At 71.0% G+C, this 14,178-nt stretch carries 15 protein-coding genes; 7 read left to right on the top strand and 8 right to left on the bottom strand.

Going from position 1 to position 14,178, the window contains the following annotated elements; genetic code table 11:
* The first annotated feature begins 45 nt into the window (after positions 1 to 45).
* Both ACWCQ1_RS37090 and ACWCQ1_RS37085 read left to right on the top strand, forming a co-directional pair.
* A complete protein-coding gene (locus ACWCQ1_RS37090) occupies positions 46 to 447 on the top strand; it encodes a hypothetical protein (RefSeq protein WP_358593983.1) in 402 nt (133 codons plus the stop codon).
* Positions 417 to 635 carry a hypothetical protein gene (locus ACWCQ1_RS37085; protein ID WP_451028347.1) on the top strand — a complete coding sequence of 73 codons (219 nt, stop codon included), beginning with the start codon at positions 417 to 419 and terminating at the stop codon, positions 633 to 635. The genes ACWCQ1_RS37090 and ACWCQ1_RS37085 overlap by 31 nt, the downstream gene beginning before the upstream one ends.
* A gap of 23 nt (positions 636 to 658) precedes the next feature.
* Here ACWCQ1_RS37085 and ACWCQ1_RS37080 read toward each other — a convergent pair whose 3' ends face one another.
* Positions 659 to 1,231: a cob(I)yrinic acid a,c-diamide adenosyltransferase gene (locus tag ACWCQ1_RS37080; protein ID WP_451028346.1), complete on the bottom strand. Its 573-nt coding sequence runs from the start codon at positions 1,229 to 1,231 to the stop codon at positions 659 to 661.
* Between the two features lie 394 nt (positions 1,232 to 1,625).
* Here ACWCQ1_RS37080 and ACWCQ1_RS37075 point away from each other — a divergent pair, with 394 nt between their 5' ends.
* The 3 genes from ACWCQ1_RS37075 to ACWCQ1_RS37065 all read left to right on the top strand — a co-directional run bounded on the left by ACWCQ1_RS37075 (position 1,626) and on the right by ACWCQ1_RS37065 (position 5,776).
* Complete coding sequence (locus tag ACWCQ1_RS37075; protein ID WP_133044687.1) at positions 1,626 to 2,474, top strand: 3-hydroxyacyl-CoA dehydrogenase family protein; 849 nt, start codon at positions 1,626 to 1,628, stop codon at positions 2,472 to 2,474.
* A gap of 186 nt (positions 2,475 to 2,660) precedes the next feature.
* Complete coding sequence (locus ACWCQ1_RS37070) at positions 2,661 to 2,984, top strand: STAS domain-containing protein (protein ID WP_133044688.1); 324 nt, start codon at positions 2,661 to 2,663, stop codon at positions 2,982 to 2,984.
* Positions 2,985 to 3,235: 251 nt separating this feature from the next.
* Positions 3,236 to 5,776 (top strand): ATP-binding protein, encoded by a 2,541-nt coding sequence (locus ACWCQ1_RS37065; RefSeq protein WP_451028345.1) that lies wholly within the window; start codon positions 3,236 to 3,238, stop codon positions 5,774 to 5,776.
* 75 nt (positions 5,777 to 5,851) lie between these two features.
* Here ACWCQ1_RS37065 and nucS read toward each other — a convergent pair whose 3' ends face one another.
* The gene (nucS, locus tag ACWCQ1_RS37060; RefSeq protein ID WP_133044690.1) at positions 5,852 to 6,523 is read right to left on the bottom strand and encodes an endonuclease NucS; all 672 of its coding nucleotides are present in this window, start codon (positions 6,521 to 6,523) and stop codon (positions 5,852 to 5,854) included.
* Between the two features lie 256 nt (positions 6,524 to 6,779).
* Between nucS and ACWCQ1_RS37055 the strand changes: the two genes are divergently transcribed.
* Entirely contained in the window at positions 6,780 to 7,172 is a 393-nt protein-coding gene (locus ACWCQ1_RS37055) for an SCO5389 family protein (protein ID WP_133044691.1), read from the top strand.
* 88 nt (positions 7,173 to 7,260) lie between these two features.
* Here the strand turns inward: ACWCQ1_RS37055 and ACWCQ1_RS37050 are convergent, their stop codons facing one another.
* The gene (locus ACWCQ1_RS37050; protein ID WP_451028344.1) at positions 7,261 to 8,289 is read right to left on the bottom strand and encodes an LLM class flavin-dependent oxidoreductase; all 1,029 of its coding nucleotides are present in this window, start codon (positions 8,287 to 8,289) and stop codon (positions 7,261 to 7,263) included.
* Between the two features lie 222 nt (positions 8,290 to 8,511).
* Between ACWCQ1_RS37050 and ACWCQ1_RS37045 the strand changes: the two genes are divergently transcribed.
* A complete protein-coding gene (locus ACWCQ1_RS37045; protein ID WP_133044693.1) occupies positions 8,512 to 8,853 on the top strand; it encodes an ATP/GTP-binding protein in 342 nt (113 codons plus the stop codon).
* A gap of 18 nt (positions 8,854 to 8,871) precedes the next feature.
* On the opposite strand, the gene ACWCQ1_RS37040 is transcribed toward ACWCQ1_RS37045, so the two are convergent.
* From ACWCQ1_RS37040 to ACWCQ1_RS37020, 5 genes are all read right to left on the bottom strand, one after another.
* Entirely contained in the window at positions 8,872 to 9,747 is an 876-nt protein-coding gene (locus ACWCQ1_RS37040) for an ABC transporter permease (RefSeq protein WP_133044694.1), read from the bottom strand.
* Complete coding sequence (locus ACWCQ1_RS37035; RefSeq protein WP_451028343.1) at positions 9,744 to 11,084, bottom strand: ABC transporter ATP-binding protein; 1,341 nt, start codon at positions 11,082 to 11,084, stop codon at positions 9,744 to 9,746. Before ACWCQ1_RS37035 ends, ACWCQ1_RS37040 begins: the two co-directional genes overlap by 4 nt.
* 146 nt (positions 11,085 to 11,230) lie before the next feature.
* Entirely contained in the window at positions 11,231 to 12,001 is a 771-nt protein-coding gene (locus ACWCQ1_RS37030) for an ABC transporter permease (RefSeq protein WP_451028342.1), read from the bottom strand.
* A 2-nt stretch (positions 12,002 to 12,003) separates the two neighbouring features.
* On the bottom strand, positions 12,004 to 12,960 hold the full coding sequence (locus ACWCQ1_RS37025) for an ABC transporter ATP-binding protein (protein WP_358593978.1): 957 nt from the start codon (positions 12,958 to 12,960) through the stop codon (positions 12,004 to 12,006).
* Between the two features lie 141 nt (positions 12,961 to 13,101).
* The gene (locus ACWCQ1_RS37020; protein ID WP_133044698.1) at positions 13,102 to 14,037 is read right to left on the bottom strand and encodes a coiled-coil domain-containing protein; all 936 of its coding nucleotides are present in this window, start codon (positions 14,035 to 14,037) and stop codon (positions 13,102 to 13,104) included.
* Positions 14,038 to 14,178 lie beyond the last annotated feature (141 nt).

Genomic DNA, 14,178 nt, shown 5'->3' with positions numbered 1-14,178 from the left:
GGCGGGCGGACGGACGAAGGGACCGTCCGCGGAACGGAGGCTGAGATGTACGTACGACGACGCCGGCGCACGCTCCTCACCGGGGCGGCCGTGGCGGCGATCCTGGCGGGGACCACCGCAACGGCCGCGGCCGACGGCACCCCCGCGCCTTCCGCCACGCCGACCGGTGACGGCGCGCGGGCCCTGTGCGAGCGGGCCCCGAAGATCGACCACCGGATCGAACGGGCCCTGAAGCGGCTGAACGCGGGCGCCGGCCGGCGCGGCTCGATCGCCCGGCTGCAGCAGCGGGTGGACAACGCGAAGAGCGCCGGGCACTCCGAGATCGCCACCTACCTCCAGGACCGGCTGACCTTCCGCAAGTCCCTGGTGCCGACGCTGGAGCAGCGCCAGAAGGACCTGGCCGAGGTGGAGAACTGGTGCAGGGACCACGACGGCGGCGCGAGCTGATGCGGCCGAAGGTGGCAGCCGCCGCTGTCGCGCTCCTGATCGCGCTGACCGCGGGCTGCGCCCACGACGCCGGCACGCCCCGGAAGGCCGCCGTCACTCCTTCCGGCTACGCGCAGATGCAGCAGAAGGTCTCGGCCGCCGAGTCCGCCCTGGCCCGGGCCGACAAGGACGCGGCACAGGACCACTGAGAGAGGGGAGCGCGCGCCCCGGCTCAGCGCTCCCCGCCGGGCACCCACAGCACATCTCCCGTCGCCTTGTTCGCCGTGCGCGCCAGGATGAAGAGGAGGTCGGAGAGGCGGTTGAGGTAGGTCGCGGTGAGGGGGTTCATCGCATCGGCGTGGGCCTCCAGAGCCGCCCAGGTGGAGCGCTCGGCCCGGCGTACGACCGTGCAGGCATGGTGGAGCAGGGCCGCGCCGGGGGTGCCGCCCGGGAGGATGAAGGAGCGCAGCTTCTCCAGCCGCTCGTTGAAGCGGTCGCAGTCCGCCTCGAGCTTGTCGATGTAGAACTGCTCCACCCGCAGCGGCGGGAACTCGGGGTTCTCCACCACGGGTGTCGACAGGTCCGCGCCCACGTCGAACAGGTCGTTCTGGACGCGGGTGAGGACCTTGACGACCTCCTCCTCCAGACCGCCCAGCGCGATCGCCGTGCCGATCACCGCGTTCGCCTCGTTGGCGTCGGCGTACGCGGCGATGCGCAGATCGGTCTTGGCGACCCGGCTCATGTCACCGAGGTTGGTGGTGCCCTTGTCGCCGGTCTTCGTGTAGATGCGCGTCAGATTGACCATGCGGCCAGCGTAATTACGCTCCGGCCGTCCGGAACACACGTGTGCCCACCGTCACGGCGAGCACCGGGAGACCGACGGCCGGTCATCGCCAGCATCGGCGCTCCAGGCCGTGAGCGATCGGGGGGAGGTTCAGGCCAACCTGGCGGAGGCACTGCGGCACGAGACCGGCGCCGGGGACCACGACCCGATGCCGCATCTGATCGCCGGTCAGCTCCGCTGGGTGAGGTGCTCAACTACGCCGTCCGGGGCGCTGAATGACCCCTGCCGGTGTGATGTCCGTCAGATGAGACGTGACGCGCATTACTAACCCGTCACACAGCCGGTCATCGGCGCTAGGGTCCGCCGGAGAGGCAACCTGAACAGGGTTCAAGGCGTTTCAAAGGGGAGTCGCACAGTGGCACGGAAGCTTGCCGTCATCGGTGCCGGCCTGATGGGTTCCGGTATCGCCCAGGTCTCCGCACAGGCGGGCTGGGACGTCGTCCTGCGCGACGTCACCGACGAGGCACTGGACCGTGCCGTCGGCGGCATCCAGGCGTCGTACGACAAGTTCGTCGGCAAGGGCAAGCTCGAGGCGCACGACGCCGACGCCGCCCTCGCCCGGATCACCACGACCACCGACCTGGACGCCGCCGCGGACGCCGACGTCGTCGTCGAGGCCGTCTTCGAGAAGCTCGAGGTCAAGCACGAGATCTTCCGCACGCTGGACAAGCTCGTGCGCGAGGACGCCGTGCTCGCCTCCAACACCTCCGCCATCCCGATCACCAAGATCGCGGCGGCCACCGAACGCCCCGAGCGGGTCGTCGGCGTGCACTTCTTCTCGCCGGTGCCGATGATGCAGCTCGTCGAGCTGGTCCGCGGCTACAAGACGAGCGACGAAACCCTCGCCACCGCGCGGGAGTTCGCCGAGTCCGTCGGCAAGACCTGCATCGTCGTCAACCGCGACGTGGCGGGCTTCGTGACCACCCGCCTCATCTCGGCGCTGGTCGTCGAGGCCACCAAGCTGTACGAATCCGGCGTGGCGAGCGCCGAGGACATCGACCTCGCCTGCAAGCTGGGCTTCGGCCACGCGATGGGCCCGCTGGCCACGGCGGACCTGACCGGGGTCGACATCCTGCTGCACGCCACCAGCAACATCTACACCGAGTCGCAGGACGAGAAGTTCGCGCCGCCGGAGCTGATGCGCCGGATGGTTGACGCCGGTGACATCGGACGCAAGAGCGGGCAGGGCTTCTACACGTACTGACACACCGGTACGTCCAGCCACGGAAACCGCACAGCCACTGAATCCGCACAAGCCCCGGGAGTCTCACTCCTGGGGGTGAATTCGGTATCGGTTCGCTTACAGACGGCAACCACTTCGCCGCTGAAGCAGTCAGACGATGCACAGCCACCGTCATGGAGTACGCCACCGCACTCACGGGGAGCGCATATGTACATCAGGGGCGACCACGCCGAGCTGGTCGTCGGGGGCCGCCTCGACGTCCGCAGCGCGGCGGACGCCCGTACGGTCCTGCACTCGGCCGTCGACGACGGAGTCGGCGACCTGGTGCTCGACCTGTCCGAACTGGACTCCTGGGACGCCACCGGACTCGGGGTGATCATGGGCGTCCACCGGCGGGCCGGCCGCTGCGGCCGGCGCCTGGTGCTGCGCGAGGTACCCCCGCAGATGCAGCGCCTGCTGGTGGCCACCCGGCTGCACCGGATCCTGGCGATCGAGGGGGGCATCGGGGTGGAGTCACTGCCCCGGGTGTGACGGCGGACCTGCGGGGGCACCCGGACGCTTCGGTTCCGAAACGTACGACACGTGCAATCCTCACCGGACTGTGACGTCTCGGGCGGCGCGGTACCCCGGGCTGTCGGAGATACTGTGCGAAGGTTTAGGGTTCGGTCGCCCGCCACCCCGAGAACCCTCGAGCGGGCACCGGACCAGAAGCGACAGCGAGGTGTGCGGCAAGGCCGGGAGGGGCTGTATCGGCACACGAGCGCTTTTGGGGGGCATGACCTATGGACCCGAACAACCGGGGACCCGAGGAGTACGGCCATGACGGCGACGGCGGTTCGCCGCGCCCGCGCCCGCCCAGGGACTCCCTCACATCCGACTTCGGACAGACCGCGCCCGCGCTGGCGCGTACGGTGCAGCTGGTCACCGGCGACTATCTGCTCACCGTCAACCCCGTCGACGGCAGCGAGATAGAGAGCTGCCCGCCCGGGGAACGCCCGGGCCGGCCCGAGAAACTCACCCCGGCCGAGCGCGCCGAGGTGGCCCGCGCCGCCAAGGCACCCGTTCCGCCCGGACCGGCCCTGCCCGTGCTGCCGCTGCTGGAGCGCCAGGACGACCGTGAGCGCCTGGTCCGCCAGCTCGCGCGCGGCCGCTCGGTACGCCTCACCGGCCCGGCCGGCTCCGGCCGCACCGCCCTGCTGGACCTGGTCGCCGAGGACTGCTCGGACCTCGCCCCCGACGGCGTGGTCCGCCTCAGCGGCTTCCACCGCACCGCCGACGAACTGCTCCACGACCTCTTCTACAGCGTCTACAACGCGCCCCTGCACCGTCCGGGACGGGACGAACTGCTCGGATACGTCCGTGACATCGGCGCGGTCGTCGTCCTGGACGACATCGAGTTCGGCGGCGCCGCCCTCGACGAGCTGCTCGACGCGACGCCCGAGTGCGCCTTCCTGATCGGCGCCACACCCGACGTGCCCGCCCCGTCCGCCGACGCGGTCGTCGAGGAGGTCTTCCTCGGCGGTCTCGAGCGCGCGGGCGGCGTGGACATCATCGAGCGCACCGTCGGCCGGGCGCTCACCGAGGAAGAGGCCAACTGGGCCGGCGACCTCTGGTTCGAGTCCGAGGGCCTGCCCCTGCGCTTCGTCCAGGCCGGCGCCCTGCTGCGCCAGCGCGACCAGCAGCGGGCCGGCGCGAGCGCCGTCGACGAGTTCGGCGTCTTCGCCGACGCGCTGCCCGTCGACGCGCCCTTCGAGACCCCCTTCGGCGTCGAGGAGAGCGACGACCTGCCGCTGCCCTCGCTCGGCGAGGCCGCCGCGCCCGCGCCGCTGCTCGCCTCGCGGCTCAGCGACTCGGCCCGCGCCACGCTGCGGTTCGCCGTGGCGCTCGGCGGCGAGATCCCGCACCAGGCCCACCTGCCCGCCCTCGTCGGCGACACCCACGCGGACGCGGCCCTCGGCGAACTGGCCTCCTGCGGACTGGTCTCGCCGGTCGGCTCCCGCTACCGCCTCGCGGCCGGTGTGCTGCAGCAGCTGGAGGCCGCCGGTTACGGCGACGACATCGAGGCCCGCGCGCTGACCGCCGCCCAGCACTACGCCTGGTGGGCCGGGCACCCCTCGGTCACCCCGGAGCGCGTGTGCGCCGAGGCCGACGCCCTGCTCGCCGCCCTCGCGGTCCTGGTGCCGGTGACGACCCCGCCCGGAGAGGGCGAGGAGGCCGTCACCGTCCAGCTGGCCCGTACGGCCGCGCCCGCCTTCGCGGCCGGGCTGCACTGGAGCGCCTGGGACCGCGCCCTGCGGTCCGGCACCGAGGCCGCCCGGCTGGCCGGAGAGGTCGCCGAACAGGCCTACTTCCACCATGAGCTGGGCATCCTCGCGATCTGCGGCGGGGACTTCGAGCGGGCCCGCACCGAGCTGGAGACCTCCCTCGGGCTGCGCGGCGCGATATCCGACAAGCGCGGCACGGTGGCCGGCCGCCGCGCCCTCGCCCTGGTCGCCGACCGGACCGGCACGGCGCCGGGGTTCATGGCGACGGCGGGGGAGGAGGTGCCGGACGCGCGCTACGAGGAGTCCCAGTCGCCGCCGGGCGGGGTGCCGGCCGCCTTCGGGGCGGTCGCGGCCCTGCCGCCGCCGACCGGCGAGACCTCGACGATCGTCGTCAACCGCGCGGCGCCGGGCCCGGGGACACCGCCCAAGGCCCACCGAGCCGGCATCCGCGGGCTCGCCCGGCGCAACCTCGTCGCGGCGGGCGCCGGCGCGCTGCTGGTGGCGGTGCTCGGCACGGTGGTGACGCTGGGCGCGACCTCCAACAACGACGCCAACAACCCCTCCGACAAGGTCGGCGTCAACCCGTCCGCCAGCCAGGGCGTGGACGACGGCTCCCTGGGCGCGGACACCCCGAAGAACGGCAACGGCTCCGGCGACACGGGTACGGCGACCAGCCGCCCGAGTGACCCGGGCCCCGACGGCACGTACGGCACCTCGGACGACCCGACCCCGCCGTCCTACGGCAACGCCCCCTCGGACAAGCCGAGCGGGACGAGGGGGTCGGGGGGCGGCACGACGTCGTCGCCTTCGCACCCGGCTACTTCGCGGCCGCCGACTTCGCCTCCGACGTCCAAGCCGCCGACGTCGACACCGCCGACGACGATGCCTCCGACCACGACTCCACCGTCGACCTCCACGTCGCCGTCGGAGTCCACGCCCCCGTCCACCTCCACCTCCGCCAGCGGCCCCGCCTCCAGCGCGCCCGCCTCGTCGAGCGCCCCGGCCGGCACGACCAGCGGTACGGGCACGCCGAGCGGTTCGGCGGGCTCGGTGATCTGAGGCCGGGACACACCGAGGGGGCCGGGTTCGTACCGACGAACCCGGCCCCCTCGGCCGTAGAAGAAGAACCCTCTCTCAGAACAACCGCAGCTTGTCGTCCTCGATGCCTCGCAGGGCGTCGTAGTCCAGGACCGCGCAGCCGATGCCGCGGTCCGTCGCGAGGACGCGGGCCTGGGGCTTGATCTCCTGGGCCGCGAAGATGCCGCGGACGGGGGCGAGATGGGGATCGCGGTTCAACAGCTCGAGGTAGCGCGTGAGCTGCTCCACGCCGTCGATCTCGCCGCGTCTCTTGATCTCGACGGCGACGGTCTGACCCTCGGAGTCCCGGCACAGGATGTCCACGGGACCGATCGCGGTCATGTACTCGCGGCGTATGAGGGTGTAGCCGTCGCCCAGGGTCTCGATGCGGTCGGCGAGCAGTTCCTGAAGGTGTGCTTCCACGCCGTCCTTGATCAGGCCGGGATCCACACCCAGTTCGTGCGAGGAGTCATGGAGGATCTCCTCCATCGTGATGATCAGCTTCTCGCCCGCCTTGTTGACGACGGTCCACACACCTTCCTCCTCGCCGCTGCCCTCCTTCAGCGTGCAGGGCGGAGACATCCAGTTCAGGGGCTTGTACGCACGGTCGTCCGCGTGGATCGAGACGCTGCCGTCCGCCTTCACCAGTATCAGGCGGGGCGCCGAGGGAAGATGGGCGGTGAGCCGGCCCGCGTAGTCGACGGAGCATCGGGCAATGACGAGACGCATGGTCGGCAACGCTACTCGACGGGTGCCGGGGCACGCGATTCGCCCCTGAAGTCCTGGGTCAACCCCTGTTCATTTATGGCCGATTGTGTGCCCAAAGAGGCCGCCCCATGTACGCATTCTGCTGGTGCCGTCACCGTCCGTTGCATACCGTAGTGAACGGGAGGTCGCGATGCGTATACAGCGCGTGTTCGAAGTCGCGGGCTCCCTTATCTGTCCGGCAACCCCTGTCAATCACGGGGGTGCGAGAGGAGAACCCATGTCGCTCGACGTCTCACCGGCCCTACTCGAACAGGCCGAGCGAGGCGAGGTCGACGAAGCAGCTTTCGTCGACTGCGTCCGGACCTCCCTGCCCTACGCATGGGAGATGATCAGCTCCCTGGTGGCCCAGCTGAAGGTGGACGGTGGACAGTTCGCCGACAACCAGACGCCCCCGCCGGACGAGCAGGCACGCGGTCAGTTGCTGCGTGCGCTCGCGAGTGACGCGATACGCGGCGCCCTGCAGCGGCACTTCGGTGTGCGGCTGGCCTTCCAGAACTGCCACCGGGTGGCGGTGTTCCCGCTGGACTCGTCCGTCGACGAGACGCTGGCCCGCTTCACCTCGGTGCGCAGCCAGTTGCTCAACCAGTCCCCGGAGTTGCGGGACTGCTGAGCGGCACGTCGCAGGCTTGCCGCTCCGTACGCGGGAGGTGCATCAGTACTGGGGCGGCAAGCTCCGTGGAGGACAGCACAGTTCGAGATCAGCCGAGGTGGGGCAGGACCTCGGCGCCCAGCCGCCGTACGTTCTCCTCGGTGGCCGCCAGATCGCCCGAGCCCTCGACCAGCAGGGCGAAGCGGGAGATGCCGGTCCGCTCACTGGTCGCCGCGAGCCGGTCGGCGCACAGCCGCGGGGTGCCCACCGGGTGCAGCCCGCAGAGCAGTTCGGTGTACGCCAGCGGGTCGCGCATCTGCCGGGCCCGCCCGTCCACCGTGACATGGGCCTCGAGCCCCTGCCGCAGCCAGCCCGGCATCGCCTTCGTCAGCGCCTCCACCGCGTCCGTGCGCCGGTCCGCGATCTGGCAGACGCCGGCCGAGACATGGGGCGCGTCCAGGACCCGCTCCGGCGCGTGCCCGGCCGCGCGCGCCGACTGCCGCCACAGCGCGACCATCTCGGCCTTCTCCTCGTCCCCCACGTGCATCCCGAGCAGCATCGGCAGTCCGCGCTCGGCCGCCAGCCGCACACTCGCCGGTGAGGTGCAGGCGACGACCACCTCGGGGCCCGGCGCGTCCGACAAGGACTCCGACGGCCGTGGGACCACGGGCACCTCACGGAAGCTGAAGCGCTCCCCGGCGGTCCCGACCGAGGGTTCGCGCAACCAGCGCACCAACAGATCGAGTGATTCCGGGAACCCCTTCTCGTACGCCGCGAGGCCGGAACCGAAGACCTCCAGATCGACCCACGGGCCGCCGCGCCCCACGCCCAGCGAGAAACGGCCGCCGGAGGCGATGTGCAGCAGCGCCGCCTGCTCGCCGAGCGCCACCGGGTGGGCGGTGGGCAGCACGCTGACCGCCGTGCCGACCCGGAGCCGGCTGGTGCGGCCCAGCAGCAGAGCCGCCAGCGTGATCGCCGACGGGCACGTCCCGTACGGCACGAAGTGGTGCTCGGCCAGCCAGACCGAGTCCAGACCGGCATCCTCGGCGACCTCGGCCGAGCGGATCGCGCGGTGCAAGGCCTCCCCGTGCCCCTGGCCCGGGAACTGGGCCGCCAACACGAACGTTCCTACGTGCATTGCCTTTTCCTGCTTCCTTGGCTCCGACGCGGAGCTCCCCCACGCGGCATAACCGTCCGACACGTGACGAGGACACGGCCTGGCGAAGAGATTTGCGGATTGTCTGCAGAATGGATGGCCGCAGTGGGGACTTGAGGGGGTTGGTCCCCTACGCGTACCCCTGTCCTGGACCCGTAGGCTGGAGGCGGCCCCAGGTTCCTGTATAGCCCCGTGAGGTGTCCCGTGTCCCCGCGTCGCAACCGACCCAAGGGAGCAGATCCGTCGTCCTCCTCCGGCCGGAGCGCCGAGGACGACCGCCCCGGCCGCTACGGCGGCTGGCAGTCGACGGAGAGCTGGCAGGGCGAGGAGTGGAGCGTGCGCCATGTGGCGGGCGCGAGCGCGCAGGGCAAGACGTACCGCTGCCCGGGCTGTGACCAGCTCATCGCCTCCGGCGTCCCGCACGTGGTGGCCTGGCCGGAGCACGCGGGGGTCGACGACCGGCGGCACTGGCACAAGGCCTGCTGGAACGCGAAGGACCGCCGCACCACGCGGGTGCAGCGGTCCCGTAACGCGCCGAAGTTCTGAGCCGGTTCCGGCCGCCCGCTAGACGTCGCGCTTCTGCAGCAGCGACACCGCGCCGGCGAAGGCGGCCGCGGTCACACCCAGGGCGATCCACAGCGGGTCCCAGCCGGTGGGGCCGTCGTTGGTGAGGGACGTGGTGTAGAACACGCTCATCTGGCTCGGGATCGAGTAGTTGAACAGGGCGTCGCGCAGTCCGCTCAAAGACTCCGAGAACATGAACAGGGCGAGCACCAGCGGGGCCAGCACGACGCCGATCATGATGGTGATGGCGCCCGCCGAGTGCCGGATGACGGAGCCGAGGACGAGCGAGAGCAGGCCGAGCAGCGCGACGTACAGCGAGATGCCGAGCGTGCCCTTCAGCCACTCCTGGGTGGAGGGGGACCTGGCCCCGCTGAGGATGGAGACGTCCGCGAGGGCGACGAGCAGCACCGACACGAAGGTCACCGAGAAGGCGACGGCGAAGAACACGATGGCCTTCGCCGTGAGCACCCGGCTGCGGGACGGGCAGGCCGTCATCGTCGTCCGGATCATTCCGGTGCCGTACTCGGAGGCGGTGGTCAGCACGCCGAGCGTGATGATGCAGATGCTGCCGAGCAGCAGGCCGAACACGCCGAAGGACAGCGGGTTGTCGCCGGCCAGGCTGTCCTCGGAGGCGTTGGCCTCGACCAGCGCTGCGACCAGCAGACCGATCCCGACGACCAGCACGAGGAAGACGCCGAGCGTCCACATCGTGGAGCGCACCGACCTGATCTTCGTCCACTCCGAGGCGATCGCGTGCCCGAGGTGCGTGCGCACGACGGGGATCGGCGAGGTGTAACCGCCGTACGGCGAACCGGCCACGCCACCCTGCCAGTCGGGTACGGCGGCCTGCGGCATCGGGGGCTGCGGGGTACTCATCGTGCGTCCTCGGGCTTGGTCAGGTCGGCGGGAGCGGCGGACGGGGCGGGGGCCGGGGCAGAGGCCGGGGCGGCGTCCTGCGGCGCGGACGGCTGCGCGGCATCCGTCGGCCGGGCGGGCGGCTGTGGTGGTGCCGGAGTCGTGGAGGCGGCCGGGGCCTGCTGCGGCTCCTGGGACGGCTGAGACGTCGGCTGGGCGTAGGGGCTGGGCCGGCCCGCTGCCGGGGCTCCTGGACCGCCGTAGGGGCCGGCGGGCGGCTGTCCCGCGCCGCCGTAAGGACCCGGCATCGCGAACGGCCGGCCCCCGTGTCCCGGCGGAGGCGGGGCGTACCAGCCGGGCTGGCCCTGGCCGGGGACCGGGATCTGGACCGGGGGCTGGGCGCCGGGCGGGAGGGGCTGCATCAGGCCCTCCTTCTGGTCGATGGTCGAGCGGTAGTCGACCGCGCCCTGCGTCATCCGCATGTACGCCTCCTCCAGCGAGGCCTGATGCGGGGACAGCTCCCACAGCCGTACGTCGGCGTCGTGCGCGATGTCGCTGATGCGCGGGAGCGGCAGTCCCGTGATCCGGAGCGCGCCGTCCTGCTCCGGCAGCACGTGCCCGCCCGCCTCCGTCAGCGCGGACGTCAGCTTCTCGCGCAGCTGCGGCTCGGTGTCCGGAGTCCGCACCCGCGCGAAGTCGGCGGAGTTCGCGGAGATGAAGTCCGTCACGCTCATGTCGGCGAGCAGCTGCCCGCGCCCGATGACGATGAGGTGGTCGGCGGTCAGCGCCATCTCGCTCATCAGATGCGAGGAGACGAAGACCGTACGGCCCTCCGCGGCGAGCGCCTTCATCAGGTTGCGCACCCACAGGATGCCCTCGGGGTCGAGCCCGTTGACCGGCTCGTCGAAGAGCAGCACCTGCGGGTCGCCGAGCAGCGCGGCGGCGATGCCGAGCCGCTGCCCCATGCCGAGCGAGAAGCCCTTGGACCGCCGCTTCGCCACGTCCTGCAGGCCGACCACGCCGAGCACCTCGTCGACCCGGCGGGCCGGGATGCCGGACAGCTGGGCGAGGCACAGCAGGTGGTTGCGGGCCGAGCGGCCGCCGTGCACGGCCTTGGCGTCCAGCAGCGCGCCCACCTGACGGGGGGCGTTCGGCAGCTTGGGGTACGGGTAGCCGCCGATCGTCACCTGCCCCGCCGTGGGGTTGTCCAGCCCGAGGATCATCCGCATCGTCGTCGACTTGCCGGAGCCGTTGGGCCCCAGGAAGCCGGTGACGGCCCCGGGCCGCACCTGGAAGGACAGGTTGTACACAGCGGTCTTGTCGCCGTACCGCTTGGTCAGGCCGACAGCCTCGATCATGCTCCGCACCCATCGAAAGGTTCAGGACAGCGGGGCACACGCCCCCGTAAGGGTTAGGAGGATATCGAGGCGCTGACGGTTCCGCTCAAGAGGAAGTAAAAGGCCGGCCGCCGACCGGCCGCTTTCGGGCGTCCCGTCGGCCCAGGTCAGGCGTCCCGCCGCTGGAGCAGTACGTACCCGCCGGCGAGCGCGGCCACCACCCACAGCGCCATGATCCCGAGCCCGCCCCAGGGGCCGTACGGCGTGTCGTCGTCGATCCTCGGCACCACCTGCATGATCTTGCTGCCCGCCTGGTCGGGCAGATACCGGCCGATCTTCTTGGTCGCCGACACATTCCCCAGGATGTTGGAGATCAGGAAGAAGAACGGCATCAGGATGCCGAGGGACAGCATCGGCGAGCGCAGCATCGCCGCGACGCCCATCGAGAACACCGCGATCAGGGCCATGTAGATCCCGCCGCCGATCACCGCGCGCAGCACGTGCGGGTCGCCGATCGAGGCCCGGTGGGAGCCGAGCATCGCCTGACCGAGGAAGAAGGCGACGAAGCTGGTGACCATGCCGACGGCCAGCGCGAGCCCGGTCGCCACCGAGATCTTGCTGAACAGGAAGGTGCCGCGCTGCGGTACCGCGGCCAGCGAGGTACGGATCATGCCGGTGCTGTACTCGTTGGAGACGACCAGCACCCCGAACACGATCATCGCGAGCTGACCGAGGGTCATGCCGGCGAAGCTGATGAAGGTCGGGTCGAAGGAGAGCCGGTCCTTCGCGCTCATGTTGTCGAACTCGTTCTTCGACAGTGCCGAGATCAGCATGCCGAGGGCGACGGTGACGACCACCGCGAGGGACAGCGTCCACACGGTCGAGGCCACCGACCGGATCTTGGTCCACTCGGACCGTACGACCTGGATCGCGGCCATGCTCAGCTCCTGTTCCAGCCCTCGCCCCACGGCCGGGGCCGGTCGACGGGCGTGTCGGTGTGTGCGTGGTACTCGACCGACTCGGCGGTCAGCTGCATGAACGCCTCCTCCAGGGAGGCCTGCTGAGGGCTCAGCTCGTGCAGCACGATCTGGTGCTGCGCGGCCAGTTCCCCGATCTGCTCGGCCTTGCCGCCGTCCACCTCCAGCGCCCCGCTGCCGGCCTCGACGACCGTCACCCCCGCCTGGTGCAGCACGTCGAGCAGGCGCTCGCGCTGCGGGGTGCGGATGCGGACGTACGACCGCGAGTTGCGCTCGATGAAGTCGGCCATGGACGTGTCGGCGAGCAGCCGGCCCTGCCCGATGACCACGAGGTGGTCGGCGGTCAGCGCCATCTCGCTCATCAGGTGACTCGACACGAAGACCGTCCGCCCCTGCGCGGCGAGGGACTTCATCAGGTTGCGGATCCAGTGGATGCCCTCGGGGTCGAGCCCGTTGACCGGTTCGTCGAACATCAGGATCCGCGGATCGCCCAGCAGCGCGCCCGCGATGCCGAGCCGCTGGCCCATGCCCAGCGAGAACCCCTTGGCCTTCTTCCTCGCGACCGCGGTGAGGCCGACGGTGTCCAGCACCTCGGCCACCCGGCTCTTCGGGATGCCGTTGCTCTGGGCGAGGCAGAGCAGGTGGTTGTAGGCGCTGCGGCCGCCGTGCATGGCCTTGGCGTCCAGCAGGGCGCCGATGTACGTCAGCGGGTCCTTGAGGCGGTCGTAGTGCTTGCCGTCGATCCGTACGTCGCCCGCGGTCGGCCGGTCGAGCCCCAGCATCATCCGCATCGTCGTCGACTTGCCGGCGCCGTTGGGCCCGAGGAAGCCGGTCACGATGCCGGGTCTGACGGTGAAGGTGAGGTTGTCGACCGCCACTTTCTCGCCGTACCGCTTGGTCAGCCCCTCGAGCTCGATCATGCGGCCACGTTAGGACGCCGGTTGGGCGACTGCCACCCGGGCGGGCAAACAGAGGGCGACGCCACGGGCAACGTCCGCCGACCACGCCAAGAGGCCCGCACCTCCGGGGGAGACGGTACGGGCCTCTGAGCGTGCTGCTGATTACCGGGACTGCTGCGCCGGGACCCCGCGGGAGATCGGCTCGTCCTCGGCCGGCGAACCGGCGGCGGCCACGGCCGCACCGGTCAGCGTCGCGAGCATCTCGCGGACGTTCGTCAGCTGAGCGTTGATCGAGTCGCGGCGGTTGGTCAGCGCGGCCAGCTCACGCTCGGATTCCGAACGGATCCGGTCGGCCTTGGCGTTGGCGTCGGCCACGATGTCCTCGGCCTGGCGCTGAGCCGTCTCCACCGTCTGACGGGCGCGGCGCTCGGCGTCGGTGCGCAGCTTCTCCGCCTCCAGGCGCAGCTGCTCGGCGCGGTGCTCGATCTCCGCGAGACGCTTCTCGGCCTTCTGCTGACGCGAGGCCAGGTCACGCTCGGACTGCTCCCGGCGCTTGGCCAGGTTCGTCTCGAAGTCGGCTGCGGCCTGTGCGGCCTTGGCGCGGGTCTCCTCGAAGAGGGCGTCCGCCTCCTCACGCTTGGACTGCGCGTCCTTCTGCGCCTCGGAACGCAGCTGCGACGCGTCACTCTTGGCCTTCTCGACGATCCGGACGCCCTCGTCCTCGGCCTTGGCCTTGCGTTCCGCCGCGAACGATTCCGCGTCGTTGCGGACCTGCTGGGCCGCCGACTCGGCGAGCTCGCGGTGCTGCTCGGCCGCGCGCCTGGCCTCCTCGCGCAGATCCTTGGCCTCTTCCTCGGCGAGGCGCAGGATCTTCTCGACACGCGCGCCGAGACCGGCGTACGACGGCTCCGCGTCGCTTACCTGAGCCTGGGCGTTCTGCGTCTCGAGGTGGAGCTCCTCGATGCGCTTTTCCAGAGCGGTGATGCGGGCGAGAGCGCTGTCACGGTCGGAGACGAGCTTGGAGATGCGTTCGTCCACCTGAGCGCGGTCGTACCCACGCCGCACAAGCTCGAAGCCGTAGGGGGAAGTGTCGCTCATGGGGTTCCTGTCAAATGAGACCGGTGAGGTGATAGGGGGAATCCTAGGGGCCGAAGCGGTGTGTCATCGAGCGGATACGTGTTTGATCTGGAGAATGACACCCCTTTTGAGTGGCTGACCCCGGGACGGCTTGCCAAAAAC

The sequence above is a fragment of the Streptomyces sp. NPDC002144 genome, assembly GCF_053593695.1.
Note: the sequence above shows the minus strand (reverse complement) of the source record. Positions and strands in the feature narration are given on the sequence as shown.

What these genes read in the sequence shown, in the direction of transcription:
- ACWCQ1_RS37080 (WP_451028346.1), bottom strand. Translation starts at nt 1,231, where the DNA reads ATGGTCAATCTGACGCGCATCTACACGAAGACCGGCGACAAGGGCACC.
- ACWCQ1_RS37030 (WP_451028342.1), bottom strand. Translation starts at nt 12,001, where the DNA reads ATGGCCGCGATCCAGGTCGTACGGTCCGAGTGGACCAAGATCCGGTCG.
- ACWCQ1_RS37035 (WP_451028343.1), bottom strand. Translation starts at nt 11,084, where the DNA reads ATGATCGAGGCTGTCGGCCTGACCAAGCGGTACGGCGACAAGACCGCT.
- ACWCQ1_RS37070 (WP_133044688.1), top strand. Translation starts at nt 2,661, where the DNA reads ATGTACATCAGGGGCGACCACGCCGAGCTGGTCGTCGGGGGCCGCCTC.
- ACWCQ1_RS37090 (WP_358593983.1), top strand. Translation starts at nt 46, where the DNA reads ATGTACGTACGACGACGCCGGCGCACGCTCCTCACCGGGGCGGCCGTG.
- ACWCQ1_RS37040 (WP_133044694.1), bottom strand. Translation starts at nt 9,747, where the DNA reads ATGAGTACCCCGCAGCCCCCGATGCCGCAGGCCGCCGTACCCGACTGG.
- ACWCQ1_RS37050 (WP_451028344.1), bottom strand. Translation starts at nt 8,289, where the DNA reads ATGCACGTAGGAACGTTCGTGTTGGCGGCCCAGTTCCCGGGCCAGGGG.
- nucS (WP_133044690.1), bottom strand. Translation starts at nt 6,523, where the DNA reads ATGCGTCTCGTCATTGCCCGATGCTCCGTCGACTACGCGGGCCGGCTC.
- ACWCQ1_RS37020 (WP_133044698.1), bottom strand. Translation starts at nt 14,037, where the DNA reads ATGAGCGACACTTCCCCCTACGGCTTCGAGCTTGTGCGGCGTGGGTAC.
- ACWCQ1_RS37025 (WP_358593978.1), bottom strand. Translation starts at nt 12,960, where the DNA reads ATGATCGAGCTCGAGGGGCTGACCAAGCGGTACGGCGAGAAAGTGGCG.
- ACWCQ1_RS37055 (WP_133044691.1), top strand. Translation starts at nt 6,780, where the DNA reads ATGTCGCTCGACGTCTCACCGGCCCTACTCGAACAGGCCGAGCGAGGC.
- ACWCQ1_RS37065 (WP_451028345.1), top strand. Translation starts at nt 3,236, where the DNA reads ATGGACCCGAACAACCGGGGACCCGAGGAGTACGGCCATGACGGCGAC.